General features: G+C 46.4%; 15 protein-coding genes and 1 pseudogene. 9 read left to right on the top strand and 7 right to left on the bottom strand.

The window, feature by feature from the left end; genetic code table 11:
- Positions 1–14 precede the first annotated feature (14 nt).
- Positions 15–455, bottom strand: coding sequence for a redox-sensitive transcriptional activator SoxR (gene soxR, locus J4N37_RS22200; protein WP_252042356.1), 441 nt, complete (start codon positions 453–455; stop codon positions 15–17).
- A gap of 93 nt (positions 456–548) precedes the next feature.
- Here soxR and J4N37_RS22195 point away from each other — a divergent pair, with 93 nt between their 5' ends.
- The 5 genes from J4N37_RS22195 to fusA all read left to right on the top strand — a co-directional run bounded on the left by J4N37_RS22195 (position 549) and on the right by fusA (position 7,163).
- Entirely contained in the window at positions 549–1,772 is a 1,224-nt protein-coding gene (locus tag J4N37_RS22195) for an MFS transporter (RefSeq protein ID WP_252042354.1), read from the top strand.
- 37 nt (positions 1,773–1,809) lie between these two features.
- Complete coding sequence (locus tag J4N37_RS22190; protein WP_252042352.1) at positions 1,810–2,694, top strand: LysR family transcriptional regulator; 885 nt, start codon at positions 1,810–1,812, stop codon at positions 2,692–2,694.
- A 120-nt stretch (positions 2,695–2,814) separates the two neighbouring features.
- The gene (gene dgcN, locus J4N37_RS22185) at positions 2,815–3,819 is read left to right on the top strand and encodes an N-acetyltransferase DgcN (protein WP_252042351.1); all 1,005 of its coding nucleotides are present in this window, start codon (positions 2,815–2,817) and stop codon (positions 3,817–3,819) included.
- A gap of 26 nt (positions 3,820–3,845) precedes the next feature.
- On the top strand, positions 3,846–4,832 hold the full coding sequence (gene dgcA / locus J4N37_RS22180) for an N-acetyl-D-Glu racemase DgcA (protein WP_252042350.1): 987 nt from the start codon (positions 3,846–3,848) through the stop codon (positions 4,830–4,832).
- Positions 4,833–5,138: 306 nt separating this feature from the next.
- Complete coding sequence (gene fusA, locus J4N37_RS22175; protein WP_045385521.1) at positions 5,139–7,163, top strand: elongation factor G; 2,025 nt, start codon at positions 5,139–5,141, stop codon at positions 7,161–7,163.
- A gap of 71 nt (positions 7,164–7,234) precedes the next feature.
- Here the strand turns inward: fusA and J4N37_RS22170 are convergent, their stop codons facing one another.
- On the bottom strand, positions 7,235–7,429 hold the full coding sequence (locus tag J4N37_RS22170; protein ID WP_005429524.1) for a hypothetical protein: 195 nt from the start codon (positions 7,427–7,429) through the stop codon (positions 7,235–7,237).
- A 94-nt stretch (positions 7,430–7,523) separates the two neighbouring features.
- Positions 7,524–8,138: a sugar O-acetyltransferase gene (locus J4N37_RS22165; RefSeq protein ID WP_045385518.1), complete on the bottom strand. Its 615-nt coding sequence runs from the start codon at positions 8,136–8,138 to the stop codon at positions 7,524–7,526.
- Between the two features lie 175 nt (positions 8,139–8,313).
- Between J4N37_RS22165 and J4N37_RS22160 the strand changes: the two are divergent.
- Positions 8,314–9,114: pseudogene (locus J4N37_RS22160) on the top strand (phosphotransferase).
- Between the two features lie 3 nt (positions 9,115–9,117).
- Here the strand turns inward: J4N37_RS22160 and nqrM are convergent.
- From nqrM to J4N37_RS22145, 3 genes are read right to left on the bottom strand one after another with little or no spacing between them, the layout of a single operon-like run.
- Positions 9,118–9,321 carry a (Na+)-NQR maturation NqrM gene (nqrM, locus tag J4N37_RS22155; protein ID WP_010453062.1) on the bottom strand — a complete coding sequence of 68 codons (204 nt, stop codon included), beginning with the start codon at positions 9,319–9,321 and terminating at the stop codon, positions 9,118–9,120.
- Positions 9,321–9,818: a NifB/NifX family molybdenum-iron cluster-binding protein gene (locus J4N37_RS22150; RefSeq protein WP_252042349.1), complete on the bottom strand. Its 498-nt coding sequence runs from the start codon at positions 9,816–9,818 to the stop codon at positions 9,321–9,323. Before J4N37_RS22150 ends, nqrM begins: the two co-directional genes overlap by 1 nt.
- Positions 9,815–10,105 carry a DUF134 domain-containing protein gene (locus J4N37_RS22145; RefSeq protein WP_029561149.1) on the bottom strand — a complete coding sequence of 97 codons (291 nt, stop codon included), beginning with the start codon at positions 10,103–10,105 and terminating at the stop codon, positions 9,815–9,817. Before J4N37_RS22145 ends, J4N37_RS22150 begins: the two co-directional genes overlap by 4 nt.
- A gap of 341 nt (positions 10,106–10,446) precedes the next feature.
- On the opposite strand from J4N37_RS22145, the gene J4N37_RS22140 reads away from it, so the two are divergent.
- The 3 genes from J4N37_RS22140 to J4N37_RS22130 all read left to right on the top strand — a co-directional run bounded on the left by J4N37_RS22140 (position 10,447) and on the right by J4N37_RS22130 (position 13,660).
- A complete protein-coding gene (locus J4N37_RS22140) occupies positions 10,447–11,439 on the top strand; it encodes an ABC transporter substrate-binding protein (protein WP_045385513.1) in 993 nt (330 codons plus the stop codon).
- A gap of 87 nt (positions 11,440–11,526) precedes the next feature.
- Complete coding sequence (locus J4N37_RS22135; protein WP_071235175.1) at positions 11,527–12,426, top strand: ABC transporter permease; 900 nt, start codon at positions 11,527–11,529, stop codon at positions 12,424–12,426.
- Positions 12,419–13,660, top strand: coding sequence for a quaternary amine ABC transporter ATP-binding protein (locus tag J4N37_RS22130; protein WP_252042348.1), 1,242 nt, complete (start codon positions 12,419–12,421; stop codon positions 13,658–13,660). The genes J4N37_RS22135 and J4N37_RS22130 overlap by 8 nt, the downstream gene beginning before the upstream one ends.
- A 70-nt stretch (positions 13,661–13,730) precedes the next feature.
- Here J4N37_RS22130 and J4N37_RS22125 read toward each other — a convergent pair whose 3' ends face one another.
- Entirely contained in the window at positions 13,731–13,967 is a 237-nt protein-coding gene (locus J4N37_RS22125; protein ID WP_045385509.1) for a hypothetical protein, read from the bottom strand.
- Positions 13,968–14,001: the final 34 nt, after the last annotated feature.

The raw sequence follows: 14,001 nt of genomic DNA, 5'->3' as shown, positions 1-14,001 counted from the left end.
CAACTCAGCCGTTGTTATGACTCTTGTTCGTCGAGAGTCAGATTCGAACCAGCATGATCTTTACCAAGCACATCTTCAGGGTTTCTTAATGCACAAGTTTCTAGTGAGAGACACCCGCAACCAATACAACCTCCTAAATCGTTTTGTAGCGCTTTGAGCTTTTGAATCTTTTGTTCTAACTGCTCATGCCAATGACTGGCCATGGTTTCCCATTGCAGCTTGTTTGGCGCTTGATGCTTGGGCAGTTCTTCTAGTGCCAATTTGATCTCTTCTAATGATAAACCGACTTGCTGCGCAGCTTTGATCACCGCAACACGGCGAAGCACACTGCGATGATAACGACGTTGATTACCTTGATTCCGCCAACTTGAAATCAATCCCTTCTGTTCATAAAAGTGCAATGCCGATACCTTCACTCCAGAACGCTTTGCTACCTCACCTACGCTGATTTCCATTTCTAGCCTCTTTTATCCAATAAAGTGCTTTACCTCAAGTTTACTTGAGGTTTTAAAGTTACACCACGTTAACAAATTAAGCAGATAAAAACGATGAAAAATAAAACAATCCCCTACTTGGCTGGACGCTTCTTTGATGGCATTTCTTCCGGATTATTTATGATGACGCTGCCATGGGTTATGTTGGCTGAACCAGACATGGGGACCTTCGTCGCATTGGTCGCTCTCTCTTGTACCGCTATTTCCTTCTTGGCGACCCCTTTCTTTTCCACTTTTATCGACCGCCATTCAAGAAAGCAGCTCCTGGTACTCAATCAATGGCTACAAGCGGGCATGGCATTTGTCATTTTTATCGCTTACTGGCTTGAACTTGGCTCACATTGGCTTTTAGCTTTTGCGCAAATGGTTTATTGGGTATCCAGTAATTTCGCATGGACAACCAACAACGCATTCACCCAAGAAAACTACCAAACTCATGAATACGCTAAGATTTCAGGTCAGCAAGAAATCATCATGCAATCAACCACTTTAGGCGCTGGGGCGTTGGGTATCATATTGCTAGAGATGTGGGGAATGTTGGAGTTCGCCTTATTTGCTGCCTCAGCCTCTTCCATCGCAGCACTTTTCTACATGGTAACGCCTTACGTACAGCAAATCAGAGAATCCCACTCAATTGCATTCATGACTCAATTGAAAGAGAGCAAACAGATCTTTGCCAGAGAACCAACGTTTTACGCCTTTATTCTGCTATCTTGCTTGTCGTATCCGATCTTAACTTATCTTGGAAAACTGGTACCGATTTGGTTCTCACAACAAGGTATCTCCGGCGATTGGTACGCCGGGTTTAACATCAGCTTTGGATTAGGCTCCCTACTTACCGGGCTTATCGTCACCAAGATACTGCGTCAGTTTTCTCATACCAACATCATTGTCGTATCGATGAGTGTTTTAGCATTTGCCTTGATTGGTATGAGCTTATCCGCAAGTCCAGTCACCATCCTGATGTTTACGGCACTATTTGGCACCTTTAATGCACTCAATCGAATAGCAAGAATCAATTGGATGCACCATTCCGTATCTGTACACCAAAGAGGACGAGTGGATGGTGGCATCAGTATGTTTGCAACGACAGTACAATCTCTTAGCTATGTCCTCATTGCGATGCTAAGTCACTATGGCTTAACCCAGTACGGTTTCACGCTCGCGGCTGCCACCGTATTGTTAGCAGTCTTCTTTATGTGGCATTTGCAAGGAAAACTAAACCAACAAGACAATATATATGGGTATAGAGTTAGAGACTGCAATGAAGTAAATTAGAGGCTCTCCTCAATCTCAAACAGCGAAGGAAACCGCAGTGAATTTAAGACAGTTGGAAGTCTTTTACGCAATCATGCAAACCGGAACTGTTTCTGGTGCCGCACGTCTACTGCATGTCTCGCAACCCAATGTCACTCGGGTACTTGCCCATACGGAACAGCAACTTAGCTTCGCACTATTTGAGCGCATCAAAGGCCGCTTAGTACCGACCCAAGAAGCCAAAGCTCTGCTTCCAGAAGCAGAGAAAGTCTATCAACAGCTTGGGCAATTTCGCTCTCTCACCAATAAGGTGAAACAAGGCACTCAGCACTTGAGAGTCGGAGCTCCGCCAGTATTGGCTTCCCAGTTACTTGTTCCAACGGTTGCGAAACTGTCTAAGCAGCAAGGCATCTCATTTGAACTGTTAACTGCAAACCGTGATGAGCTGTGTTCTGGCTTACTTAAGCACGAACTCGATGTGGCTATTGCTTTTGGTGAAGAAGCCCCACCCGCGATTTTGAGTGAAGTTTTACTCAAGCAGCAACTTGTCCTGATTGCGCCAAAAGAGGCGCTCAATTCGAATGACGACACGATTTCGTTTGATGACTTGATTCAGCACGAATTGCCAATCATCGGCTTGGACAGTCGTGACCCGCTCGGTTTATTGCTTCATCAAACACTCTCTGCACGTAATGAGCATTATCACCATGGGATCACAGTACGCAGTTACGCCGCAGCCGCTGAACTCGTCAAGCACCACTCCGGCTTTGCGATTGTCGATCCATGGACAGCAAAACAATATCAAAATGATACATCAGTAAGCGTGCGCTCACTTTCTCCAGCGCTATCATTTTCTATCTCTATCATGTTTGCGGAGCACACGCCGCAATCCATTTCGACCAAGCTGTTTATTGATTCTCTAAAGCAGCATGTGAATCAGTAAGTTAGCACTCATGCTCACCTATAACTTCAAGTTATAGGCGTACAATAAATAGGCATTCGGCTTCCCTCTTCAAACTGACTACATTGTCTGAAAACGTATTGAATGAATAAGGGAACCATCATGCAAATCGCTCAACCTTACCTACTTTTTCTTGGCGACGTCACCGACCCACTCGCGGCAAAAACTGCGCGCGGAATCCATCAATGGCGCCCGGAGATTTGCTTAGGGCAGCTTCGCCTCACGTCAGAAACCGTTTCATTGGGTTTAACTGACATGACGCTGCAACAGGCTCAGCAGCTAGGCGCGAAAACGCTCATCATCGGTACCGCAAACCCAGGTGGTGTTATTCCTGAATCATGGCAGGCGACGTTACTGGAAGCGGCGGAAATGGGGTTTGAAATTGCCTCGGGTATGCACCAACGTCTTTCGGAACTTGCACCTTTGAATGACTTGCAGCAACGTGGCTTAACCAAGTTACACGATGTACGCCATTATGATGAGCCACTTAAAGTGGGCAATGGAAATGCACGCTCGGGTAAACGCCTGCTTACTGTGGGTACTGACTGCTCGGTTGGCAAGATGTTCTCAGCCCTCGCGATCGAGAAAGCACTGCAACAATCTGGCTGTAGAGCCGAATTCAAAGCCACAGGTCAAACTGGCATCTTAGTCGCTGGCAGCGGTATTTCCATTGATGCGGTCATCGCGGACTTTATCTCTGGCGCGGTTGAAACTATCAGCCCTGACTTTACTGACCACGAATGGGACATCATTGAAGGGCAAGGTTCGCTGTTTAACCCCTCTTTTGCGGGGGTGAGTTTAGGCTTGCTTCACGGTGCACAAGCAGACGCTTTGGTATTGTGTCACGAGATCGGTCGCCCGCACATTCGCAACCTTCCTCATGCTAAGTTGCCAACGATTGAACAAACCATCGAAGCGAATTTACAAGCGGCACGTTTAACAAACTCTGACACACGTCTTGTCGGAATCTGCTTGAATACTTCTGCAATCAGTGAAGATGATGCCGCACAGCTTTGCCAAGACTGGACTGAGAAATACCAAGTACCTGTCACCGATCCTGTGCGTTTTGGCGTAGAGCAAATTGCTCAACACATTATTGCGATATAAGTTGCGATTTAAGGATTGTAGACGCGATGAAAATTCATGTAGAGCCCGTCACCATTGCGATGGCGACACCTTTCCGTATCTCCCGTGGCAGTCGAGCCGAATGTCATGTGGTGCGAGTAACCATAGAGCAGAGTGGCATCAGTGCCCAAGGTGAATGTACGCCATACCCACGTTACGGCGAGTCAGTGGAATCGGTTCTCAAAGCCATTTCTCAAACGGCTAATGAGCTACAAGCTCTGTTTACCCAAGGGGGCATTAACATTGCCTCCCTAAGAGAAAAGCTGCAAACCCTTCTCCCTAGTGGCGCTGCGCGTAATGCACTCGACTGCGCGATGTGGAACTTACAAGCTAAACTAGCGGGCAAGCAACATGCTCAAGAATTGTTTGAGTTACCGACGTCGATTGTCACGGCGATGACCGTGTCGATTAACACCCCAAAAGCAATGGCAAGCCAGACCCGCAGTTACATCGAACAGGGCGCTAGATTGCTTAAAGTGAAGCTTGATGGCGAACAAGTGATTGAGCGTGTGAGCGCTGTTCGCGAAGCAGCTGGCGAGGCGATGATAGTGCTGGATGCAAACGAAGCGTGGCAAGATCTCGACTTAGGTGCCACTTTTGCTGCGCTAGCGCCACTGAATATTGCAATGATTGAGCAACCTTTGCCCTCGAGTGACGATGATAAGCTGAAAGACATTTTGCATCCTATTCCACTTTGTTCTGACGAAAGTTGTCATACACGTCAGCAATTGCATGAGTTAGTGGGTAAATACGAAATGGTGAACATCAAGCTCGACAAAACCGGAGGCTTGACTGAAGCCCTGCTGCTTGCAGAAGAGGCGAAACGCCTTGGCTTTACCTTGATGTCTGGCTGCATGCTAGGCACTTCATTAGCAATGCGTGCAGCGCTACCCATAGCGGTACAATCGAAAGTGGTCGACTTAGATGGCCCAGTCTTACTTGGTCAAGACGTCGACTCAGCTCTGGTTTATGAACAGGGTAAAATTATTCTCTAATGAGTAGGCGATCATCGCATTCCCCATTTCATGATCCAGGTTAAAAAACAATCACTTCCAGCATGAAATAAGTCACATAAATTATACTGCTATTACGGCATGCTAGTGTTGTAGTAACCCCTTATCTTATTTCAGCAAGGTGGTGGTTGTATGTATAGAGTCATCCGAAAAATGACATGGAAGACGAAAAGGCGGTAAACCCGCCCTACTCCAATGCAGTTCATGGCCTGATATCAGGTTTGCTTTGGAATCGTTGATGTCTACAAAGACATGTTCGGTTTCGCAAGTCATTTGCAAGGAGGCTCTATGCCTATCAATAAGATCCGCAACGTCGCTTTTGTCGGTCAAACGGGTACCGGCAAAACCACTCTGATAGAAAAACTGCTCTACACCTGCCAAGCCACCAACCATTTAGGTTGTGTGGAAAAAGGCGATACCGTCACCGATTTCGACCAACAATCCATCCAATATCAACACAGCATCGAAGCCACTCCAGTCACCCTCAGCTGGAACAAACACCGCCTCAATATCATCGACACTCCCGGACAGAGTGAACTGCTCGGACGCACGCTCAGCGTGTTCCCTGCCGTTGAAACCTCAGCACTGATCATCGACCCACAAATGCCCATCAACCAAACTTCTGACCGTTTATTCGCCTTTGCTAAAGAGCAGCAAAAGTGCCAGATGATCATCATTAACAAGCTCGACAATCACGGTAACCAACTCGAGGCTGTGATGGAAAACATCATCGAGCATTTCGGGGATAACTGCTTACCGATCAACTTACCTGCTGCCGATGGTCAATCGGTTGTAGATTGCTACTTTGAGCCAGAAATCGAGCTCGAAACCTTACTTTCTCAAGTCGATGAAGCTCATGAAACCTTGATTGACCAAGTCATCGAAGTCGATGAAGAGTTGATGGAACTGTATCTCGAACAGGGTTCCGAACTGACACCAGAGCAACTGCATGATCCATTTGAAGAAGCATTAAGAACCGGGCACGTGATCCCAATCTGCTTTGTGTCTTCCGAGACAGGCGCCGGGGTGGAACTGCTGCTCAGAACCCTAGCGGAAATCATGCCGATGCCAAACGAAGGTAACCCGCCACTGCTTGAGAAAAACGGTAAGAAGGTCAAAGTAAACTGTGAAACTCTAGAGCACAGTGTGGCGCATGTGTACAAAATAAGCGTCGACCCCTACATGGGCAAGCTCGCCTATTTACGCGTTTACCAAGGCGAAATCAACGCAGGCAGCCAGCTCTACATTGGTGAGAGCAACAAAGCATTTAAAGTCGGTCATCTCTACCAATTGCAAGGCAAAGATAGAACCGAAATCCCCAGAGCACTTGCTGGCGATTTCTGCGTACTGGCTAAAGTCGATGAGCTAGAGTTTGACTCTATTGTCCATGACTCTCATGAAGAAGATGGCGTACAACTCAAAACCCTCAACTTCCCGGACTCGATGTACTCGTTATGCCTCAAACCAGTCAAACGTGGGGACGAACAAAAACTCGGTGACGTACTGAACAAAATCGCCAGTGAAGATCCTTCTCTTCGAATCGAACATCGCGCACGCACTAACGAAACCATCATCAGTGGTCAGGGTGAATTCCATCTAAAAGTCGCGCTTGAGAAAATGTCTTCGGTCTACAAACTGGAAGTGGAAACCAGCCAACCAAGCGTTGAGTATTTTGAGACCATTACCAAGCCAGCAGAAGGTCACTACCGCCATAAAAAACAAAGCGGTGGCGCGGGACAGTTTGGCGAAGTACAACTAAAGGTGCGTCCACTTGAGCGTGGCTCAGGCTTTAAGTTCATAAATAAAGTCGTGGGCGGCTCCATTCCGACTGCACTGATACCAGCCGTAGAAAAAGGTATTGTTCAAGCACTAGAAGAAGGGGCAATTTCTGGCAATCCAATCAAAGACGTGGAAGTCACGGTTTACGACGGGAAGTATCATTCGGTCGACTCAAAAGAAATCGCGTTTGTCATCGCCGGTAAGAAAGCCTTCTTAGATGCGATCAACAATGCAGATCCTATTGTGCTCGAACCGATTGTTCAAATGGAGCTTCACATTCCAACTGCGAATGTGGGTGATGTCTCCGGCGACCTATCTGGCAATCGTGGACTGATTGAAGGGACTGAGCCAATCGATGCTAACTTCACTATGCTAAGAGCGAAATCTCCAGTGAACGAGTTACAAGATTATGCTCGTCGTCTACGATCAATTACTGGCGGTGAAGGCAGCTTTAATATGACGCTCAGCCACTACGAACCAGCACCACCAGCGGTGCAAAAACAAGTGTGCAATGAAGCGACGCAGCAAAACTAACCTCTCTCATTTATCCCCTAAAAAAACAAACGCCCTCAAAGCTTGGGGGCGTTGTTGTATTCTCTTGGTCTTTATTTGTCTAACGACATACCAATCTGATCGAGCTTCGTTTGAAACTGTTCTACACTGTCGGCTTTATAGGTAGGAGAACCGTTAAAGTAGCGTGGCTTCTCTGGCAACATCGCATTCTTTAGTTCTTGTTCCTGATCGACATTGTCATGGTACACCGTTACACGGTTTGGGATATCCTGCTTCATAAATGCCATTTTAGTTCTCCTTTATTAAGACGAACCTTAAGTGTAGAAGCGAACAAAAAATGCGCAAAAGCTAACCGTTGAAAATTTGATCTTCTTGACAATATCAATCCAACTTCATTTCCATCAAAGGACGCCACATTTCGATAATCTCTTCTTCGGATGGCATTTCGCTTTGCTCGATGGATTTCACTACGCGGCATGGATTCCCCACCGCAACGCAATCAGCAGGAATGTCTTTGGTCACCACGCTGCCTGCCCCAATGATCGCACGGTCACCAATTGTCACGCCATCCAAAATGATGGCACCAGCACCAATCCACACACTATCACCGATGGTAATTGGGTTGCCCGTTGCTATGGGGCGAACACGTTCGGCAAGCTCAAATGGGTGCCCCGCCGTACTGATCACGACATTCGGACCAATTTGCACGTACTCACCAATGTGAACAGGCGCAAGATCGAGAATAGTGACACCTGCATTCAGAAAGCCACCTTGAGTAAAGTGGATGTTGTTACCCATGTCACAATAGAAAGGCGGCACAATATTCACACCGTTCGCACTGCCAAGCAGTGACTCGATGATCTCAGCCTTCTTCAAATGCTCGGAAGGTCGTGCATGATTAAAGTCATACAGCTTCTCCTTTACTTCAGTTTGAAACTCAAACAGCTCAGGAGTAATGGGAATATGCACCGAAAAATCAACCAGTTTACTGCTCATCGACAACCTCTTAAGAACATAGAGTACGTCAATAAATAATCCTAAATTCAGCCAGTTAAGTGCTAACTATTCGCATCAGTTCAAGATGTATTTGCGAGCAACAGCGCATTTTGAAGTTGGCAATTGGCTTCCCCATGTTTATCTTGGAGTTTCACTCAGCAAGGAAAGCAGATTGATGTCACGAAAAGAGCTCAGCCAAATGGGCAGTGCCCAAGTTTATCTGGTCGAAATGGAAGGTCGCAAAGTCATTGAGAAGCGCAACCCGACACAAGTTGAAGTGGCCTTTTATCAACAACATTCTGCAACGTTCAACCAGCTAGGTATTCTCGTTCCCGAGTTTGTAGAGTTTGATACTGAGCAAGATACATTGTGGATTGAGTATATTCCTCACCAAATCGAGCAAGACTTCCTCCTGCAAGATCCAAGAATCCTAAGCCGCCTTGTGCAAATTCATCAGACATCACCACCAAGCGATAACGTAATATTTAAAACCCATAACTGGACAGAACAAGCAACCACCTCTGCACTTGAAACTCTCCAACTAGATGCGCGCACCGAGGCTTGCTTGCACCATTTTCAAACCAAAGCACAATACCTTTTCAAGTCCCAAACGCTACTCTCCGGAGACAGTAATGCTGGCAACTGAGGGCTAAGGGACAATGGTGACTTGGTACTTTTCGATTGGGAACGTTTTTCTATCGGGCATCCGGCGATTGATCTTTCGCCGTTAGTTGCGGGAATGGGTACTCTCAAAGACTATGAACAAGTAGCAAAACGATATATAGGGCTTGGCGGTAAAGGCGTAGAGTCAGAGCTCACTACTGCTATCTTGTTAGCAAAAGCCTGGATCGTAATTGAGGTAACAAATCTGCTGGTTTCCAGAAACAATCCGCAAGCCAGCAAATACATAGAATGGTTTCGACAAACATTACCAAACTGGTGTGAGCCAGTGGCGTTAGAGGATAGTTTGAGCTAAGCGTTATCTTTTTGGGCTTGGCTCTTGGATCTGATAAAGGCGGCGTTCGTTCTCTGCACAAGTGGTCTCGCAATTACACACTTTATCGACGCCTACGTTGTTCAAGCCACCGCAACTGCCTTGAATGCGCTTGTTATGAAAGATCACACCAAGCGACATCAACAAAATGATGGCTAAGAACCCAACAAAAGTGAACAGCCAAACCATTACTTCACCTCTTTTACGTAAGAAGAAACTAATGCTTTAAGCTTAGTCGGCCGAAGCGTCATAAGCGCGTTTTTTGATTGAGATTTGGGATTTAGCAATACCGAAAGCGCTTTTTTACTACCACAACCGCCGCAACCACCTTTTTTGGCATGGTTGATAGAAGGACGCCCTTGTGTCGCTACAGTTAACGCTGAACGAGGAACACCCATCACATCATCCAGTGAACTGCGTGTTGAGAGCTTAAACACCTGCTTACCGCTACTTAGAAGCTTGCCAAGCGCACGCTCGCCTATATTACGAACCAACACCGCATCGACTTTATACTCTTGTAGAGATTGAATGAGTTGTGACTTGGCTTTGCAGCCAGCTTGCGGCATAGCAGCAATATTAGCGAGGTTCTTCAACAACCCTTCCGTATCGGAGTAAATAGCAATATATGGGGCTTTAACAAAGTGATTGGCGACGCGTTCGCCGTCATTTGGAATGGCATAAATCATGAGTTTGACTCCTGGTCAGGAAAAACAAGTGCATGACCCTCAACTAGGCTTTTCGCAACTTTAAAACGCGCGCTCTTAACCGTATTACCAAAGGTCTGGCGAGAGACTCCCATTTGGTCGGCAGCTTGCTGTTGGCTTAAACCTTCTAGATCGGCCAAACGCAATGCTTCCAGTTCTTCTGGCAATATGTCGACTTTTTCTAAGTCATAAAACGGCACGCCATTGGGCTTAAAACAATGGTGTGCTGCACGTCCACATATGCGTCTTTCTATTTTTGGTCTCGCCATCACATCCTCTCTACAAAACGCCTTCACCTTACGCCCATTTATGGCATATGCCAATTATAGTTTTTGGCATATGACAATATCTTAGTTTGCAAAAATAACGTTTACAGCGAAATATTCGTTAGACATCTAATAATAATGCAACAGCACATACAAACCACCATACGATTCATTGACATACGTCGATAAAAAACCTCTCATTTATGAGGGTATTTTAATCAAATATTCACCATTATTTTCACACCCGTTAACAAATAAAGCTATAATTCATCTAATACATTAGTTTGAACACTAATGATTAATTCGTTACCCTAAGTGAGCTATTTAGAGAAAGGAAACTCAATATGACGTACAAAACTCCCTTACTACTAGCGATTGGTGCGCTAGCAGCGACCAACGTAAACGCAAGTGAGTGTGGAACGGTTACCATTGCAGATATGAACTGGAATTCTGCAACACTGATTGCCAATGTGGACCGTTTTATTCTTGAGCACGGCTACGGCTGTGATGCCGAACTCATCCCTGGCGACACCATGCCAACTGGCACCTCAATGATCGAAAAAGGGCAGCCAGATGTGGCACCAGAACTTTGGAGTAATAGCCTTAAAGATGCGCTAGACAAAGGTGTTGAAGAAAAACGCCTTCGTTTTGCAGGCAAAGCGTTAGTCGATGGTGGCGAAGAGGGTTTCTGGATCCCAGCCTACCTTGTTAAGCAATACCCTGAAATGAAAACCATCGAAGGTGTGAAAAAACACGCGAAGCTTTTCTCTCACCCAGAGGACAAAGCAAAATCGGCATTTTACAGCTGCCCTGCCGGTTGGAACTGTCAAATCAGTGCTGGCAACCTGTTCAAAGCAATGGATCTTGCTGACTCAGGTTTTGACATCATCGATCCAGGCTCAAGTGCCGGTCTATCAGGCTCGATTGCAAAAGCTTACGAGCGTGAAGAAGCGTGGTTCGGTTACTACTGGGCACCAACTGCGGTTCTAGGTAAGTACGACATGGTAAAAGTGGATTTCGGTAGCGGTGTAAACTTGGATGAGTTTGTAAACTGTACCACTCAAGCAGAGTGTGATGCGCCAAAACCAACTATGTACCCACCTTCACCAGTTCATACGATTACGACTGAAGAGTTTGCTTCACGCTCTCCAGCCGCTTACGACTACTTCACTAAACGTGGTTTCACCAACGCGGACATGAACCAGCTATTGGCATGGATGGAAGACAACCAAGCTGACGGTGAAGAAACCATGTTCCATTTCCTAGAAAACTACCCACAGATCTGGACTGCATGGGTTCCTCAAGACGTAGCTAAAAAAGTGCAAAGTGCACTGTAAGACTTAGACGTTTCGTAAACGGTAGAGGAATACCGCATTGTTGTATGCCGAGGCTCACTTGAGTCTCGGCAAGAAAAGGAAGTAAACATGTCTGACTCGAATTGGCTTAGCGAATTCCCAGAAATGGATCGCTCAGATCTTAGAGCCATCCGCAAAACCTTAGATGGCGCCTACCGCGATTTCTCTCGTGAATACGGCGACCTCATTGAATCATTCTTCGACCCTCTTCTCTCATTTCTCGTTTGGTTTGAAAAACTACTCATTTCAACACCATGGATGATCATCCTTGGCGTCTGCGTCGCCTTAGTATATGCAGCGAGTCGTTCCTGGAAGCTGGCTGTTGCCTGCTTTGGCTCTTTGATACTGATCGGCTATTTCGGTATGTGGGAAGACACGATGCGGACACTCAGCATCATCACTGTGTGTACCATGCTCGCCATTGCACTCGGCATTCCGATTGGTATTGCCATGGCCCGCTCGAATCGCGTGCAATCGGTCGTGACACCACTGCTTGACGTGATGCAAACCATGCCCGCGTTTGTCTATTTAATACCTGTCGTTATGCTTCTTGGTATCGGTAAGATCCCTGGCTTAATTGCGGTTGTTATCTACGCAATCCCACCTGTGATTCGTTTGACCAACTTAGGCATTCGACTGGTAGACAAAGAAGTACTTGAAGCTGCTACCGCCTTTGGTGCCAGTAAAAAACAGCGCTTAGTTGGCGTGCAATTACCTTTGGCAATGCCAACCATCATGGCTGGAATTAACCAAACCATCATGATGGCGCTTTCTATGGTTGTTATTGCTTCTATGATTGGCGTGAAAGGCTTAGGTCAGCCTGTATTAAAGTCAATCACCAACCAGTACTTCACGCTTGGTCTGCTTAACGGCTTAGCGATCGTTGCATTGGCTATTCTGTTTGACCGTGCATCGCAAGCTTACGCGAAACGAACGCAAGCGCACTTAGGAGATCTGAAACATGACTAAGCCACTTATTGAAATCAGCGGGCTGTATAAGATCTTCGGACCAAAGCCAAAAACCGTCATTGAGCGAGTAAAGCAAGGGCAGAGCAAAGACCAAATTCTTGCTGATACAGGCCATACTGTTGGTTTGAAAGACATCAATCTGCAAATTAACAAAGGCGAAATCTTTGTCATTATGGGGCTGTCAGGCTCTGGTAAGTCAACCATGATTCGCCACTTCAACCGTCTGATTGACCCGACCATGGGGCAAATATTGGTTGAGGGCGTGGACGTAATGCAGCTTTCAGCGACCGAACTGGAGGAGTTTCGTCGTCATAAGATGTCGATGGTATTCCAACGTTTTGGTCTATTGCCTCACCGCACTGTGGTTGACAACGTCGCGTACGGCTTGGAGATCCAAGGTATCAAAAAAGAAGCGCGTCTTGCGAAAGCTAATGAGTGGTTGGAAACGGTTGGACTTAAAGGCTACGAGAATCAATACCCTGCACAGCTTTCTGGCGGCCAGCAACAGCGTGTCGGCTTGGCTCGCGCTTTAGCTACTGATGCCGAAATCCTACTAATGGATGAAGCTTTCTCCGCACTCGATCCATTGATCCGTAGTGAGATGCAAGATCAGCTTATCGAACTGCAAGAGAAGCTACACAAAACCATCATCTTTATTACCCACGACTTGGACGAAGCACTTCGTTTGGGTGACCGTATCGCTATCTTGAAAGATGGCGAACTAGTTCAGCAAGGTTCTCCAGACGAGATTCTGCTCCACCCTGCCGATGACTATGTAGAAGCCTTCGTTAAGGACGTAAACCGAGCACGGGCTCTGACGGTAGAAACCGTGATGCAACCACCAGCGTATCGTATTACCGCTACGACCATTGAAGAAGCTCTTATCGAAATGAAACGCGTGAAGCAAGACTATGCATACCACGTAACGGACGAAGGCTACCAAGGTGTCGTCACCAAAGAAAGCTTACTAGATGCCGCGAAGATGGATGCTGCGCAAGAGCTGGCAGAAGAGATCTATGAAGAAGTGCCGGTTGTTTCGCCTGACTCTGTCATTGAAGAAGTGCTACCAGACACCATGTCTTGTGACTACTCACTGCCTGTTGTGGATGATGAAGGTAACCTGCAAGGCGAGTTAGAACGCAGCGCCGTCGCTGAAATCTTCACGGATAATACCGAAGAGGAATCTCCGTCAAAGGAGGTCAAAACGCCACCAGCAATGGATAAGGCATCCTAATACGCAAAAGGCTCATCATCTAATGAGCCTTTTTGTTTGGTTTGTTGTCTCTTCAATATTGGTGTTATTGCTATCGATACAGCCATATAAGCAGTGCAAAGATCAACAGACTCAACACGATACCAAGCAGAGCAATCCGCCCCTGCATTTCTGTCGAGACGGGACGATGCGGTCTTTTACCTAACGTCAGAATATACAATCCTGCGTAACCGATACTGTAAGCAACCCTGTCTAAAAAAATTTCGATCAAAAACCAACGAATAAGTGCTCCCAATACCCTAAGCGCACCTATAACTAATTCTTCCATTTTCTTTCCTTTTCCTTCTTCTTTGCAAATCACT

The organism is Vibrio sp. SCSIO 43153, from assembly GCF_023716625.1.
In the GTDB taxonomy this organism is placed as follows: Bacteria; Pseudomonadota; Gammaproteobacteria; order Enterobacterales; family Vibrionaceae; genus Vibrio; species Vibrio rotiferianus.
This window is presented reverse-complemented; position numbering and strand designations above follow the sequence as displayed.